At 50.7% G+C, this 12,557-nt stretch carries 26 protein-coding genes and 1 pseudogene; all 27 read left to right on the top strand.

Going from position 1 to position 12,557, the window contains the following annotated elements; genetic code table 11:
- A pseudogene (tuf, locus tag ACSBQV_RS24040) lies at nucleotides 1-123 on the top strand (elongation factor Tu); the annotation flags it as partial.
- A 131-nt stretch (nucleotides 124-254) separates the two neighbouring features.
- On the top strand, nucleotides 255-449 hold the full coding sequence (gene bfd / locus ACSBQV_RS24035; RefSeq protein ID WP_071919937.1) for a bacterioferritin-associated ferredoxin: 195 nt from the start codon (nucleotides 255-257) through the stop codon (nucleotides 447-449).
- Between the two features lie 73 nt (nucleotides 450-522).
- Nucleotides 523-1,002 (top strand): bacterioferritin, encoded by a 480-nt coding sequence (bfr, locus tag ACSBQV_RS24030; RefSeq protein ID WP_004929784.1) that lies wholly within the window; start codon nucleotides 523-525, stop codon nucleotides 1,000-1,002.
- 381 nt (nucleotides 1,003-1,383) lie between these two features.
- Nucleotides 1,384-1,695 carry a 30S ribosomal protein S10 gene (gene rpsJ, locus ACSBQV_RS24025; RefSeq protein WP_001181005.1) on the top strand — a complete coding sequence of 104 codons (312 nt, stop codon included), beginning with the start codon at nucleotides 1,384-1,386 and terminating at the stop codon, nucleotides 1,693-1,695.
- 32 nt (nucleotides 1,696-1,727) lie between these two features.
- Nucleotides 1,728-2,357 carry a 50S ribosomal protein L3 gene (gene rplC, locus ACSBQV_RS24020; RefSeq protein WP_015379265.1) on the top strand — a complete coding sequence of 210 codons (630 nt, stop codon included), beginning with the start codon at nucleotides 1,728-1,730 and terminating at the stop codon, nucleotides 2,355-2,357.
- Nucleotides 2,358-2,367: 10 nt separating this feature from the next.
- Nucleotides 2,368-2,973: a 50S ribosomal protein L4 gene (gene rplD / locus ACSBQV_RS24015; protein WP_004929779.1), complete on the top strand. Its 606-nt coding sequence runs from the start codon at nucleotides 2,368-2,370 to the stop codon at nucleotides 2,971-2,973.
- Nucleotides 2,970-3,272: a 50S ribosomal protein L23 gene (gene rplW, locus ACSBQV_RS24010; protein WP_004951179.1), complete on the top strand. Its 303-nt coding sequence runs from the start codon at nucleotides 2,970-2,972 to the stop codon at nucleotides 3,270-3,272. The genes rplD and rplW overlap by 4 nt, the downstream gene beginning before the upstream one ends.
- 18 nt (nucleotides 3,273-3,290) lie before the next feature.
- On the top strand, nucleotides 3,291-4,115 hold the full coding sequence (rplB, locus tag ACSBQV_RS24005) for a 50S ribosomal protein L2 (protein ID WP_004929775.1): 825 nt from the start codon (nucleotides 3,291-3,293) through the stop codon (nucleotides 4,113-4,115).
- A 14-nt stretch (nucleotides 4,116-4,129) separates the two neighbouring features.
- The gene (rpsS, locus tag ACSBQV_RS24000) at nucleotides 4,130-4,408 is read left to right on the top strand and encodes a 30S ribosomal protein S19 (protein ID WP_004929772.1); all 279 of its coding nucleotides are present in this window, start codon (nucleotides 4,130-4,132) and stop codon (nucleotides 4,406-4,408) included.
- A gap of 14 nt (nucleotides 4,409-4,422) precedes the next feature.
- Nucleotides 4,423-4,755 (top strand): 50S ribosomal protein L22, encoded by a 333-nt coding sequence (gene rplV / locus ACSBQV_RS23995; protein ID WP_002223844.1) that lies wholly within the window; start codon nucleotides 4,423-4,425, stop codon nucleotides 4,753-4,755.
- Between the two features lie 17 nt (nucleotides 4,756-4,772).
- Nucleotides 4,773-5,471: a 30S ribosomal protein S3 gene (gene rpsC, locus ACSBQV_RS23990; RefSeq protein WP_004929766.1), complete on the top strand. Its 699-nt coding sequence runs from the start codon at nucleotides 4,773-4,775 to the stop codon at nucleotides 5,469-5,471.
- A 12-nt stretch (nucleotides 5,472-5,483) separates the two neighbouring features.
- Nucleotides 5,484-5,894 carry a 50S ribosomal protein L16 gene (rplP, locus tag ACSBQV_RS23985; protein ID WP_004929764.1) on the top strand — a complete coding sequence of 137 codons (411 nt, stop codon included), beginning with the start codon at nucleotides 5,484-5,486 and terminating at the stop codon, nucleotides 5,892-5,894.
- Nucleotides 5,894-6,085 (top strand): 50S ribosomal protein L29, encoded by a 192-nt coding sequence (rpmC, locus tag ACSBQV_RS23980; protein ID WP_004929762.1) that lies wholly within the window; start codon nucleotides 5,894-5,896, stop codon nucleotides 6,083-6,085. Before rplP ends, rpmC begins: the two co-directional genes overlap by 1 nt.
- Nucleotides 6,086-6,340, top strand: coding sequence for a 30S ribosomal protein S17 (rpsQ, locus tag ACSBQV_RS23975; RefSeq protein ID WP_004929760.1), 255 nt, complete (start codon nucleotides 6,086-6,088; stop codon nucleotides 6,338-6,340). It begins immediately after the preceding gene.
- Between the two features lie 172 nt (nucleotides 6,341-6,512).
- The gene (rplN, locus tag ACSBQV_RS23970; protein ID WP_000613954.1) at nucleotides 6,513-6,884 is read left to right on the top strand and encodes a 50S ribosomal protein L14; all 372 of its coding nucleotides are present in this window, start codon (nucleotides 6,513-6,515) and stop codon (nucleotides 6,882-6,884) included.
- A gap of 9 nt (nucleotides 6,885-6,893) precedes the next feature.
- Nucleotides 6,894-7,208: a 50S ribosomal protein L24 gene (gene rplX, locus ACSBQV_RS23965; protein WP_004929758.1), complete on the top strand. Its 315-nt coding sequence runs from the start codon at nucleotides 6,894-6,896 to the stop codon at nucleotides 7,206-7,208.
- Between the two features lie 14 nt (nucleotides 7,209-7,222).
- Complete coding sequence (rplE, locus tag ACSBQV_RS23960; RefSeq protein WP_004929756.1) at nucleotides 7,223-7,762, top strand: 50S ribosomal protein L5; 540 nt, start codon at nucleotides 7,223-7,225, stop codon at nucleotides 7,760-7,762.
- Nucleotides 7,763-7,775: 13 nt separating this feature from the next.
- The gene (gene rpsN, locus ACSBQV_RS23955; RefSeq protein ID WP_004929754.1) at nucleotides 7,776-8,081 is read left to right on the top strand and encodes a 30S ribosomal protein S14; all 306 of its coding nucleotides are present in this window, start codon (nucleotides 7,776-7,778) and stop codon (nucleotides 8,079-8,081) included.
- Between the two features lie 30 nt (nucleotides 8,082-8,111).
- Nucleotides 8,112-8,504, top strand: a complete 393-nt coding sequence (gene rpsH, locus ACSBQV_RS23950) for a 30S ribosomal protein S8 (protein ID WP_004929753.1) — start codon at nucleotides 8,112-8,114, stop codon at nucleotides 8,502-8,504.
- Nucleotides 8,505-8,518: 14 nt separating this feature from the next.
- Nucleotides 8,519-9,052 (top strand): 50S ribosomal protein L6, encoded by a 534-nt coding sequence (gene rplF / locus ACSBQV_RS23945; RefSeq protein WP_004929751.1) that lies wholly within the window; start codon nucleotides 8,519-8,521, stop codon nucleotides 9,050-9,052.
- A 9-nt stretch (nucleotides 9,053-9,061) separates the two neighbouring features.
- Entirely contained in the window at nucleotides 9,062-9,415 is a 354-nt protein-coding gene (rplR, locus tag ACSBQV_RS23940) for a 50S ribosomal protein L18 (RefSeq protein ID WP_004929748.1), read from the top strand.
- A gap of 14 nt (nucleotides 9,416-9,429) precedes the next feature.
- On the top strand, nucleotides 9,430-9,930 hold the full coding sequence (gene rpsE, locus ACSBQV_RS23935; RefSeq protein ID WP_004929747.1) for a 30S ribosomal protein S5: 501 nt from the start codon (nucleotides 9,430-9,432) through the stop codon (nucleotides 9,928-9,930).
- A 6-nt stretch (nucleotides 9,931-9,936) separates the two neighbouring features.
- The gene (gene rpmD / locus ACSBQV_RS23930; RefSeq protein ID WP_048232028.1) at nucleotides 9,937-10,116 is read left to right on the top strand and encodes a 50S ribosomal protein L30; all 180 of its coding nucleotides are present in this window, start codon (nucleotides 9,937-9,939) and stop codon (nucleotides 10,114-10,116) included.
- A 3-nt stretch (nucleotides 10,117-10,119) separates the two neighbouring features.
- Nucleotides 10,120-10,554 (top strand): 50S ribosomal protein L15, encoded by a 435-nt coding sequence (gene rplO, locus ACSBQV_RS23925; protein WP_004929742.1) that lies wholly within the window; start codon nucleotides 10,120-10,122, stop codon nucleotides 10,552-10,554.
- 7 nt (nucleotides 10,555-10,561) lie between these two features.
- On the top strand, nucleotides 10,562-11,893 hold the full coding sequence (gene secY / locus ACSBQV_RS23920) for a preprotein translocase subunit SecY (RefSeq protein WP_004929740.1): 1,332 nt from the start codon (nucleotides 10,562-10,564) through the stop codon (nucleotides 11,891-11,893).
- A gap of 33 nt (nucleotides 11,894-11,926) precedes the next feature.
- Nucleotides 11,927-12,043, top strand: coding sequence for a 50S ribosomal protein L36 (rpmJ, locus tag ACSBQV_RS23915; protein ID WP_002227352.1), 117 nt, complete (start codon nucleotides 11,927-11,929; stop codon nucleotides 12,041-12,043).
- Between the two features lie 148 nt (nucleotides 12,044-12,191).
- On the top strand, nucleotides 12,192-12,548 hold the full coding sequence (gene rpsM, locus ACSBQV_RS23910) for a 30S ribosomal protein S13 (RefSeq protein WP_004929734.1): 357 nt from the start codon (nucleotides 12,192-12,194) through the stop codon (nucleotides 12,546-12,548).
- Nucleotides 12,549-12,557 lie beyond the last annotated feature (9 nt).

Here is a 12,557-nt window from a genome sequence, read left to right as displayed (position 1 = left end):
GACAACGTGAACATGGTTGTAACCCTGATTCACCCAATCGCGATGGACGACGGTCTGCGTTTCGCAATCCGTGAAGGCGGCCGTACTGTAGGCGCTGGTGTTGTTGCTAAAGTTATCGCTTAATCGCGAATAATTTTTCGACACAAAAAAGGGCACTTCGGTGCCCTTTTTTTATGCAATTTGTACAAATCTTAATTGAAATAAAAACCATTCCTATTTAGACTCAATGCATTGGTTAAGAAGTGAGTCTCTCTATGTATGTATGTCTGTGTAATGCGGTGACTGACAAAGCGATCCGTAAGGCGGTGCGTCAGCACAATCCCCATACCATGAAGCAACTGCGTGAACTTGTGCCGATTGGTACCGATTGTGGAAAGTGCATTCGTCAGGCAAGACAGATTATGGTGGAGGAACGCGGAACTATCATCCCAATGCATGAAGTTGCCTAACAAAGGGTAAGGTTATTTTTGACTCTTGGCTTACAGGTTCTACACTTTTAGAACTGGCCAGGAGGAGTTACCTATGAAAGGCGATAAAAAGATCATTGCTCACCTCAATAAACTGCTCGGCAACGAGCTGGTTGCCATCAATCAATATTTCCTGCACGCCCGCATGTTCAAGAATTGGGGCTTAATGCGCCTCAACGACAAGGAATATCACGAGTCGATCGACGAAATGAAACATGCCGATCGCTACATCGAGCGTATCCTGTTCCTGGAAGGGATACCGAATCTGCAAGATCTCGGCAAGCTGAACATCGGCGAAGACATTGAAGAGATGCTGCGTTCCGATCTGGCGCTGGAGCTGGCGGGCGCCAAGAACCTGCGCGAAGGCATCGCCTATGCCGATTCGATCCACGATTACGTTAGCCGCGATTTGATGATTGATATCCTGGCCGATGAAGAAGAGCATATCGACTGGCTGGAAACGGAGCTGGATCTGATTGCCCGTCTCGGTATTCAGAACTATGCCCAGGCCCAGATTTTAGAGCGCAAAGAGTAAGCCTTCCGTCCATTCGTCATCGTCTCTCCTGCCGGCGGCCGTTTTCTCGGTGGGGCAGGGGAGAGTGTTCCCGCCAAGCCTAATTCATTCCCTGTTCACCGTGTTAACACGTCAACTGCCACTGAACGCGCAAAAATGACGATTTCCTGAGCATATTTCCAACAGCGGCTTGCTTCCTGGGCCATTTTGCGTATAATGCGCGGGCTTACCTAATCTTGGTAAGCCTGATTTTAGCGAATCAGTCGATTGGCAGGCCTTTTTTGCCTTTCGAACAATACTCCCGATATGGGGGTTATATGTTGACGATTACACTCCCCCATCAATCGAAATGGGTGTGAGGAGTAATTATTTACGTTTATAAATAATTGGAGCTCTGGTCTCATGCAGAACCAAAGAATCCGTATCCGCCTGAAAGCGTTTGATCATCGTCTGATCGATCAATCAACCGCGGAAATCGTCGAGACTGCAAAGCGCACTGGTGCGCAAGTCCGTGGTCCGATCCCGCTGCCAACTCGCAAAGAGCGCTTTACCGTTCTGATCTCTCCGCACGTCAACAAAGACGCGCGCGATCAGTACGAGATTCGCACTCACAAGCGTCTGGTTGACATCGTTGAGCCAACCGAGAAAACCGTTGATGCTCTGATGCGTCTGGATCTGGCTGCCGGTGTAGACGTGCAGATCAGCCTGGGTTAATCAGGTCATTGAGCGATTGAGAGGTTGAAACAATGATTGGTTTAGTCGGTAAAAAAGTGGGTATGACCCGTATCTTCACTGAAGATGGCGTTTCTATCCCAGTAACCGTAATTGAAATTGAAGCGAACCGCGTGACTCAGGTTAAAAGCCTGGACACCGACGGTTACCGTGCCGTTCAGGTTACCACTGGTAGCAAAAAAGCTAACCGTGTAACCAAGCCGGAAGCGGGCCATTTCGCTAAAGCTGGCGTTGAAGCTGGCCGTGGTCTGTGGGAATTCCGCCTGGAAGAAGGTCAAGAATTCGCTGCAGGTCAGGAAATTAGCGTAGAAATCTTCGCTGACGTTAAAAAAGTCGATGTTACCGGTACTTCTAAAGGTAAAGGTTTTGCTGGCACTGTTAAGCGCTGGAACTTCCGTACCCAAGACGCTACCCACGGTAACTCCTTGTCTCACCGCGTTCCGGGTTCTATCGGTCAGAACCAGACTCCGGGCAAAGTGTTCAAAGGCAAGAAAATGGCTGGCCACCTGGGTGATGAGCGCGTAACCGTTCAGAGCCTGGACGTAGTACGTGTTGACGCTGAGCGCAACCTGCTGCTGGTTAAGGGTGCTGTACCGGGCGCAACCGGTGGCAACCTGATCGTTAAACCAGCTGTGAAGGCGTAAGGGGATAGCAATGGAATTAGTATTGAAAGACGCGCAAAGCGCGCTGACTGTTTCCGAAACTACCTTCGGTCGTGATTTCAACGAAGCGCTGGTACACCAGGTTGTTGTTGCTTATGCAGCAGGTGCCCGTCAAGGTACCCGTGCTCAGAAGACCCGTGCTGAAGTAACTGGTTCCGGCAAAAAGCCATGGCGTCAGAAAGGCACCGGCCGTGCGCGTTCAGGTTCTGTAAAGAGCCCGATCTGGCGTTCAGGCGGCGTGACCTTTGCTGCTAAGCCACAGGACCACAGTCAGAAAGTAAACAAAAAGATGTACCGCGGCGCGCTGAAAAGCATCCTGTCCGAACTGGTACGTCAAGATCGTCTGATCGTTGTCGAGAAGTTCTCTGTAGAAGCGCCTAAAACTAAGCTGCTGGCACAGAAACTGAAAGATATGGCTCTGGAAGACGTGCTGATCGTGACCGGTGAACTGGATGAGAATCTGTTCCTGGCAGCTCGCAACCTGTACAAGGTTGACGTGCGCGATGTAGCAGGTATCGATCCGGTTAGCCTGATCGCCTTCGACAAAGTGGTTATGACTGCTGATGCTGTGAAGCAAGTTGAGGAGATGCTGGCATGATCCGTGAAGAACGTTTGCTGAAAGTGCTGCGTGCACCGCACGTATCTGAAAAAGCATCCGCTGCGATGGAAAAAAGCAACACCATCGTTCTCAAAGTTGCCAAAGACGCGACCAAAGCAGAAATCAAAGCTGCAGTGCAGAAACTGTTTGAAGTCGAAGTCGAAGACGTGAACACCCTGGTTGTTAAAGGGAAAGTGAAACGTCACGGTCAGCGTGTTGGTCGTCGTAGCGACTGGAAAAAAGCTTACGTCACCCTGAAAGAAGGCCAGAATCTGGACTTCATCGGCGGCGCAGAGTAAGTCGGAGGAGTAAGAACAATGGCAATTGTTAAATGTAAACCTACATCTCCGGGTCGTCGCCACGTTGTTAAAGTGGTTAACCCTGAGCTGCACAAGGGTAAACCTTATGCCCCGCTGCTGGAAAAACTGAGCAAAAGCGGTGGTCGTAACAACAATGGCCGTATCACCACCCGTCATATCGGTGGTGGCCACAAGCAACATTATCGTCTGGTTGACTTCAAGCGCAACAAAGACGGTATCCCTGCTGTGGTTGAGCGTCTGGAGTACGATCCGAACCGTTCCGCGAACATCGCGCTGGTTCTGTACAAAGACGGCGAACGCCGTTACATCCTGGCGCCGAAAGGCCTGAAAGCTGGTGACCAGATTCAATCTGGCGTTGATGCTGCAATCAAAGCGGGTAACACCCTGCCGATGCGCAACATTCCAGTTGGTTCAACGGTTCACAACGTAGAAATGAAACCAGGCAAAGGCGGCCAGATGGCTCGCTCCGCTGGTGCCTACGTTCAGATCGTTGCTCGTGATGGTTCCTACGTAACTCTGCGTCTGCGCTCCGGCGAAATGCGTAAAGTTCCAGCTGATTGCCGCGCCACCCTGGGTGAAGTCGGTAACGCTGAACACATGCTTCGCGTTCTGGGTAAAGCAGGTGCTGCACGTTGGCGTGGTGTTCGTCCTACCGTTCGCGGTACGGCGATGAACCCGGTAGATCACCCGCACGGTGGTGGTGAAGGTCGTAACTTTGGTAAGCACCCGGTAACTCCGTGGGGCGTTCAGACCAAAGGTAAGAAGACCCGTAGCAACAAGCGTACTGATAAGTTCATCGTACGTCGCCGTAGCAAAAAATAATTAGAGGATAAGCCATGCCACGTTCTCTCAAGAAAGGTCCTTTTATTGACCTGCACTTGCTGAAGAAGGTAGAGAAAGCGGTGGAAAGCGGTGACAAGAAGCCTTTGCGCACTTGGTCCCGTCGTTCAACGATCTTTCCTAACATGATCGGTTTGACCATCGCTGTCCATAATGGTCGTCAGCACGTACCAGTGTTCGTTTCCGATGAAATGGTCGGTCACAAACTGGGTGAATTCGCGCCGACTCGTACTTATCGCGGCCATGCGGCTGATAAAAAAGCTAAAAAGCGCTAAGGTAGGAGGAAGAGATGGAAACTATCGCTAAACATCGCCACGCTCGTTCTTCTGCTCAGAAGGTTCGCCTTGTTGCTGACCTGATTCGCGGTAAGAAAGTGTCGCAAGCTCTGGAAACTCTGACCTACACCAACAAGAAAGCTGCTGGTCTGGTTAAGAAAGTGCTGGAGTCTGCCATTGCTAACGCAGAACACAACGATGGCGCTGACATCGATGATCTGAAAGTTACGAAAATCTTCGTAGACGAAGGCCCAAGCATGAAGCGCATTATGCCGCGTGCAAAAGGTCGTGCAGATCGCATCCTGAAGCGCACCAGCCACATTACTGTGGTTGTGTCCGATCGCTGAGACTCTGGAGACTAGCAATGGGTCAGAAAGTACATCCTAATGGTATTCGCCTGGGTATTGTCAAACCTTGGAACTCTACTTGGTATGCGAATACCAAAGAATTCGCTGACAACCTGGACAGCGACTTTAAAGTTCGTCAATTCCTGACTAAGGAACTGTCGAAAGCTTCCGTTTCTCGCATCGTTATCGAGCGTCCTGCGAAGAGCATCCGTGTGACCATTCACACTGCTCGCCCAGGCATCGTTATCGGCAAGAAAGGTGAAGACGTCGAAAAACTGCGCAAGGTCGTAGCGGACATCGCTGGCGTTCCTGCACAGATCAACATCGCCGAAGTCCGTAAACCGGAACTCGACGCTAAATTGGTTGCTGACAGCATCACTTCTCAGCTGGAACGTCGCGTTATGTTCCGTCGTGCTATGAAGCGTGCAGTACAGAACGCAATGCGTCTTGGCGCTAAAGGTATCAAAGTTGAAGTAAGCGGCCGTCTTGGCGGCGCTGAAATCGCACGTACCGAATGGTACCGCGAAGGTCGTGTTCCATTGCACACTCTGCGTGCGGACATCGACTACAACACATCTGAAGCGCACACCACTTATGGTGTAATCGGCGTTAAGGTATGGATCTTCAAAGGTGAGATCCTGGGTGGTATGGCTGCAGTTGAACAACCGGAACCGGCTGCTCAACCTAAAAAGCAGCAGCGTAAAGGCCGCAAGTAAGGAGAGTCGCTGATGTTACAACCAAAGCGTACAAAATTCCGTAAGGTGCACAAGGGCCGCAACCGTGGTCTGGCGCAAGGTACGGATGTTAGCTTCGGCACTTTCGGTCTGAAAGCTGTTGGCCGTGGCCGTCTGACTGCTCGTCAAATCGAAGCAGCTCGTCGTGCAATGACTCGTGCAGTTAAGCGTCAAGGCAAGATCTGGATCCGTGTATTCCCGGACAAACCGATCACCGAGAAGCCGCTGGAAGTGCGTATGGGTAAAGGTAAGGGTAACGTGGAGTATTGGGTTGCCCTGATCCAGCCTGGTAAGGTCCTGTACGAAATGGACGGCGTGCCAGAAGAGGTTGCCCGCGAGGCATTCAAACTGGCAGCAGCGAAACTGCCGATCAAAACCACCTTTGTAACTAAGACGGTGATGTAATGAAAGCACAAGAGCTGCGTGAAAAAAGCGTTGAAGAGCTGAATGCCGAGCTGCTCAACCTGCTGCGTGAGCAATTCAACTTGCGCATGCAGGCGGCCAGTGGCCAGCTGCAACAAACTCACCTGTTGAAACAAGTGCGTCGTGACGTCGCACGCGTTAAGACTTTACTGACTCAAAAGGCGGGTGTGTAAATGACTGAAGTTATCCGTACCCTGCAGGGTCGTGTTGTTAGCGATAAAATGGAGAAATCCATCGTTGTTGCTATCGAGCGTACTGTGAAGCACCCAATCTACGGGAAATTCATCAAACGTACGACCAAGCTGCACGTACATGACGAGAACAACGAATGTGGTACCGGCGACGTGGTTGAAATCCGCGAATGCCGCCCACTGTCCAAGACCAAGTCCTGGACGTTGGTTCGCGTTGTAGAGAAAGCGATTCTGTAATAGAGTAGCTGGCTCTCACTTAATAAACGGCTCAGAAAATGAGCCGTTTATTTTTTCTACCCATACCAAGTAAGCGGTGTTATAATGCTGCGCCCTCGGTTATGGGGCTTTTCAACGGCCTAATTTTTACTTGGGTCTTTAAAGTAGTAGTTGACATTAGCGGAGCACTAAAATGATCCAAGAACAGACTATGCTGAACGTCGCCGACAACTCCGGTGCACGTCGCGTAATGTGTATCAAGGTTCTAGGTGGCTCGCACCGTCGCTACGCAGGCGTCGGCGACATCATCAAAATTACCATCAAGGAAGCAATTCCTCGCGGTAAGGTGAAGAAAGGCGATGTTCTGAAGGCGGTAGTGGTGCGCACCAAGAAGGGTGTACGTCGCCCGGACGGTTCTGTCATTCGCTTCGATGGCAATGCATGCGTTATTTTGAACAATAACAGCGAGCAGCCAATCGGTACGCGTATTTTTGGGCCGGTAACTCGTGAACTGCGTAATGAGAAGTTCATGAAAATTATCTCTCTGGCACCAGAAGTACTCTAAGGAGCGAACATGGCAGCGAAGATCCGTCGTGATGACGAAGTTATCGTGATTACCGGGAAAGACAAAGGTAAGCGCGGTAAAGTAAAAAATGTCCTGTCTGCTGGCAAGGTCATTGTTGAAGGCATCAACCTGGTTAAGAAACACCAGAAGCCGGTTCCGGCTCTGAACCAACCAGGCGGCATTGTTGAGAAAGAAGCTGCAATTCAGGTTTCTAACATTGCTATCTTCAACGCGGCTACCGGCAAGGCTGACCGTGTAGGCTTTAGATTCGAAGACGGCAAAAAAGTCCGTTTCTTCAAATCTAACAGCGAAACTATCAAGTAATTTGGAGTAATACGATGGCGAAACTGCATGATTACTACAAAGACGAGGTAGTCAAACAACTGATGTCTCAGTTTGATTACAACTCTGTCATGCAAGTCCCTCGGGTCGAGAAGATCACCCTGAACATGGGTGTTGGTGAAGCGATTGCTGACAAGAAACTGCTGGATAACGCAGCAGCGGACCTGGCAGCTATCTCCGGTCAAAAACCGTTGATCACCAAAGCCCGCAAATCCGTTGCAGGCTTCAAAATCCGTCAGGGCTATCCGATCGGCTGTAAAGTAACTCTGCGTGGCGAACGCATGTGGGAGTTCTTTGAGCGTCTGATCTCCATTGCTGTTCCACGTATCCGTGACTTCCGTGGCCTGTCCGCCAAGTCATTCGATGGCCGTGGCAACTACAGCATGGGCGTGCGTGAGCAAATCATCTTCCCAGAAATCGACTACGACAAAGTCGATCGCGTTCGTGGTTTGGATATTACCATTACCACTACTGCGAAATCTGATGATGAAGGCCGCGCGCTGCTGGCTGCTTTTAACTTCCCGTTCCGCAAGTAAGGCAGGGTTACTGATGGCTAAGCAATCAATGAAAGCACGCGAAGTCAAGCGCGTGAAATTAGCTGACAAGTTCTTTGCAAAACGCGCTGAACTGAAAGCTATTATCTCTGATGTGAACGCATCCGATGAAGATCGTTGGAATGCCGTTCTCAAGCTGCAAACTCTGCCGCGTGATTCCAGCCCGTCTCGTCAGCGTAAACGCTGCCGCCAAACTGGCCGTCCACATGGTTATGTGGGCAAATTCGGGTTGAGCCGTATTAAGCTTCGTGAAGCCGCTATGCGCGGTGAAGTACCAGGCTTGAAAAAGGCTAGCTGGTAATTACCAATTGAATCACGGGAGTAAAGACAGATGAGCATGCAAGATCCGATCGCGGATATGCTGACCCGTATCCGTAACGGTCAAGCCGCGAACAAAGTTGCGGTCACCATGCCTTCCTCCAAGCTGAAAGTGGCAATTGCCAACGTGCTGAAGGAAGAAGGTTTTATTGAAGATTTCAAAATCGAAGGCGACGCCAAGCCTGTTCTGGAACTGGTACTGAAGTACTTCCAGGGCAAAGCTGTGGTAGAAAGCATTCAACGTATCAGCCGTCCAGGTCTGCGCATCTACAAGAAAAAAGATGAGCTGCCAAAAGTTATGGCCGGTTTGGGTATCGCTGTTGTTTCTACCTCTAAAGGTGTTATGACCGATCGTGCAGCTCGCCAGGCTGGTCTTGGTGGCGAGATTATCTGCTACGTAGCTTAATTCGGGAGGAAAGAATGTCTCGTGTTGCAAAAGCACCCGTCGTCATTCCTGCCGGCGTAGAGGTAAAACTCAACGGTCAGGTTATTTCGATTAAGGGTAAAAACGGCGAGTTGACTCGTACTATCCACGACGCCGTTGAAGTGAAGCAAGAAGCTAACGCACTGACTTTCGCTCCGCGCGAAGGTTTTGCTAACGCATGGGCTCAAGCGGGTACCACGCGCGCTCTGCTGAACGCAATGGTTGTTGGTGTTACCGAAGGCTTCACCAAAAAGCTTCAACTGGTAGGTGTTGGTTATCGTGCTGCCGTTAAAGGCAACGTGGTGAATTTGGCCCTGGGCTTCTCTCACCCTATCGATCACCAGCTGCCGGCAGGTATCACTGCTGAATGCCCAAGCCAAACTGAAATCGTGCTGAAAGGCGCTGATAAGCAGGTTATTGGCCAGGTAGCAGCAGATCTGCGTGCTTACCGTCGTCCTGAGCCTTACAAAGGCAAAGGTGTTCGTTACGCCGACGAAGTCGTGCGTACCAAAGAGGCTAAGAAGAAGTAAGGTAACACTATGGATAAGAAATCTGCTCGTATCCGTCGTGCGACCCGCGCACGCCGCAAGCTCCAAGAGCTGGGTGCAACCCGCCTGGTGGTACATCGTACCCCGCGTCACATTTACGCACAGGTGATTGCTCCAAACGGTTCTGAAGTACTGGTAGCCGCTTCTACTTTAGAAAAAGCTATCGCGGAGCAACTGAAGTATTCCGGTAACAAAGACGCAGCAGCAGCCGTAGGTAAAGCTCTGGCTGAGCGCGCGTTGGAAAAAGGGATTGCGAAAGTATCCTTTGACCGTTCCGGTTTCCAATATCATGGTCGAGTCCAGGCACTGGCAGATGCTGCCCGTGAAGCTGGCCTTCAGTTCTAAGGAAGAGGTTTAAGATGGCTCACATCGAAAAACAAGCTGGCGAACTGCAGGAAAAGCTGATCGCGGTAAACCGCGTATCTAAAACCGTAAAAGGTGGCCGTATTTTCAGCTTTACCGCACTGACTGTAGTTGGTGATGGTAACGGTCGCGTTGGTTTTGGCTACGGCAAAGCACGCGAAGTTCCAGCAGCGATCCAGAAAGCGATGGAAAAAGCCCGTCGCAACATGATGAACGTCGCGCTGAACAGCGGCACCCTGCAGCACCCTGTTAAGGGCGCTCACACGGGTTCTCGCGTGTTCATGCAGCCTGCTCATGAAGGTACCGGTATCATCGCGGGTGGTGCAATGCGCGCCGTTCTCGAAGTTGCTGGGGTGCACAACGTATTGGCTAAAGCTTATGGTTCCACCAACCCGATCAACGTGGTTCGTGCAACTATCGACGCTCTGGCGAATATGAAGTCTCCTGAAATGGTCGCTGCTAAGCGTGGTAAATCCGTTGCCGACATTCTGGGGTAATTGACCATGGCTAAGACTATTAAAGTTACACAAACTCGCAGCTCAATTGGCCGTCTGCCGAAGCATAAAGCTACTCTGCTCGGTCTGGGTCTGCGTCGTATTGGTCACACCGTAGAGCGCGAGGATACTCCTGCTGTTCGCGGTATGGTCAACCTGGTTTCCTACATGGTTAAAGTTGAGGAGTAACAGATGCGTTTAAATACTCTGTCTCCGGCTGAAGGTGCCAAGCATGCGCCTAAGCGTGTAGGTCGTGGTATTGGTTCTGGCCTGGGTAAAACCGGCGGCCGTGGTCACAAAGGTCAGAAGTCTCGTTCTGGCGGTGGCGTACGTCGTGGTTTCGAAGGTGGTCAGATGCCTCTGTACCGTCGTCTGCCGAAATTCGGCTTCACTTCACGCAAAGCGATGATCACGGCAGAAGTTCGTCTGTCTGAACTGGCTCTGGTTGAAGGCGATGTTATCGACCTGAACGCGCTGAAAGCCGCTAACGTAGTTGGTGTCCAGATCGAATTCGCGAAAGTTGTACTTTCTGGCGAAGTCGCTCGTCCGGTAACCCTGCGTGGTCTGCGTGTCACCAAAGGCGCTCGTGCTGCTATCGAGGCTGCTGGCGGTAAAATTGAGGAATAAGTAGCAGATGGCTAAGCAACCAGGATTAGATTTTCAAAGTGCTAAAGGCGGGCTCGGCGAGCTGAAGCGCAGACTTTTGTTTGTAATCGGCGCGCTGATTGTCTTCCGTATCGGCTCTTTCATTCCGATTCCTGGTATCGATGCCACTGTGCTTGCCAAATTGCTTGAGCAGCAGAGAGGCACTATCATTGAAATGTTTAACATGTTCTCTGGTGGTGCCCTCAGCCGTGCTTCTATCTTTGCTCTGGGGATCATGCCGTATATTTCGGCGTCGATCATTATCCAGCTGCTGACGGTGGTTCATCCGGCGTTGGCGGAAATCAAGAAAGAAGGGGAGGCTGGCCGTCGCAAGATTAGTCAGTACACCCGTTACGGTACGCTGGTATTGGCCATATTCCAGTCGATCGGTATTGCTACCGGTCTGCCGAATATGCCTGGTATGCAGGGCCTGGTGTTAAACCCAGGCTTTGCATTCTACTTTACTGCGGTTGTGAGCCTGGTAACCGGGACAATGTTCCTGATGTGGCTGGGTGAGCAGATTACTGAGCGCGGTATCGGCAACGGTATCTCGATCATTATCTTCGCGGGTATTGTAGCGGGGCTCCCGCCGGCAGTGGCCCATACTATTGAGCAAGCGCGGCAAGGCGACCTGCACTTCCTCCTGCTGCTGTTGGTTGCAGTATTGGTGTTTGCAGTAACCTTCTTCGTTGTTTTCATTGAGCGTGGTCAACGTCGTATCGTCGTTAACTATGCGAAGCGTCAACAAGGTCGTCGTGTTTATGCAGCACAGAGTACACACTTACCGTTGAAAGTGAACATGGCGGGTGTTATCCCGGCGATTTTCGCTTCCAGCATTATTCTGTTCCCGGCCACGATTGCATCATGGTTTGGGGGCGGTACCGGTTGGAACTGGCTGACTACGATTTCGCTGTATTTGCAGCCAGGGCAACCGCTTTATGTGTTACTCTATGCGTCTGCAATCATCTTCTTCTGTTTCTTCTACACGGCGTTGGTATTCAACCCGCGTGAGACAGCAGATAACCTGAAGAAGTCCGGTGCCTTCGTACCAGGAATTCGTCCGGGAGAGCAAACGGCGAAGTATATCGATAAAGTAATGACGCGTTTAACCCTGGTGGGCGCGATGTACATTACTTTCATCTGCCTGATCCCGGAGTTCATGCGTGATGCAATGAAAGTACCATTCTACTTTGGTGGTACCTCGCTACTGATCGTGGTTGTCGTCATCATGGACTTTATGGCTCAAGTGCAAACTCTGATGATGTCAAGTCAGTACGAGTCTGCATTGAAGAAAGCAAATCTGAAAGGCTATAACCGCTAGTCAGATTCGTTTGAGAAGTTACGGAGAGTAAAAATGAAAGTTCGTGCTTCCGTCAAGAAATTATGTCGTAACTGCAAAATCGTTAAGCGTAACGGTGTCGTTCGTGTGATTTGCAGCGCCGAGCCGAAGCATAAACAGCGTCAAGGCTGATTATCTCGCATATTTTTCTTGCAAAGTTGGGTTGAGCTGGCTAGATTAGCCAGCCAATCTTTTGTATGTCGCACTGCAACATTATTTGAGTATCCTGAAAACGGGCTTTTCAGAATGGTGTTGCTGTATAAAATAGTAGGAGTGCATAGTGGCCCGTATAGCAGGCATTAACATTCCTGATCATAAACATACCGTTATCGCCTTAACGTCGATCTTCGGTATCGGTAAAACCCGTTCACAGGCTATCTGTGCATCCACGGGTATTGCTGAAAATGTTAAGATCAGTGAGCTGTCTGAAGAGCAAATCGAAAAGCTTCGTGATGCAGTTGCCAAATACACCGTTGAGGGTGATTTGCGTCGTGAAATTACCCTGAGCATCAAGCGTCTTATGGACCTTGGTTGCTATCGTGGTTTGCGTCATCGTCGTGGTCTGCCGGTACGCGGTCAGCGCACCAAGACCAACGCTCGTACCCGTAAGGGTCCGCGCAAGCCGATCAAGAAATAATCGGGGTTA

The organism is Serratia sp. B501 (genome assembly GCF_051172315.1).
GTDB lineage: Bacteria > Pseudomonadota > Gammaproteobacteria > Enterobacterales > Enterobacteriaceae > Serratia > Serratia ureilytica.
This window is presented reverse-complemented; position numbering and strand designations above follow the sequence as displayed.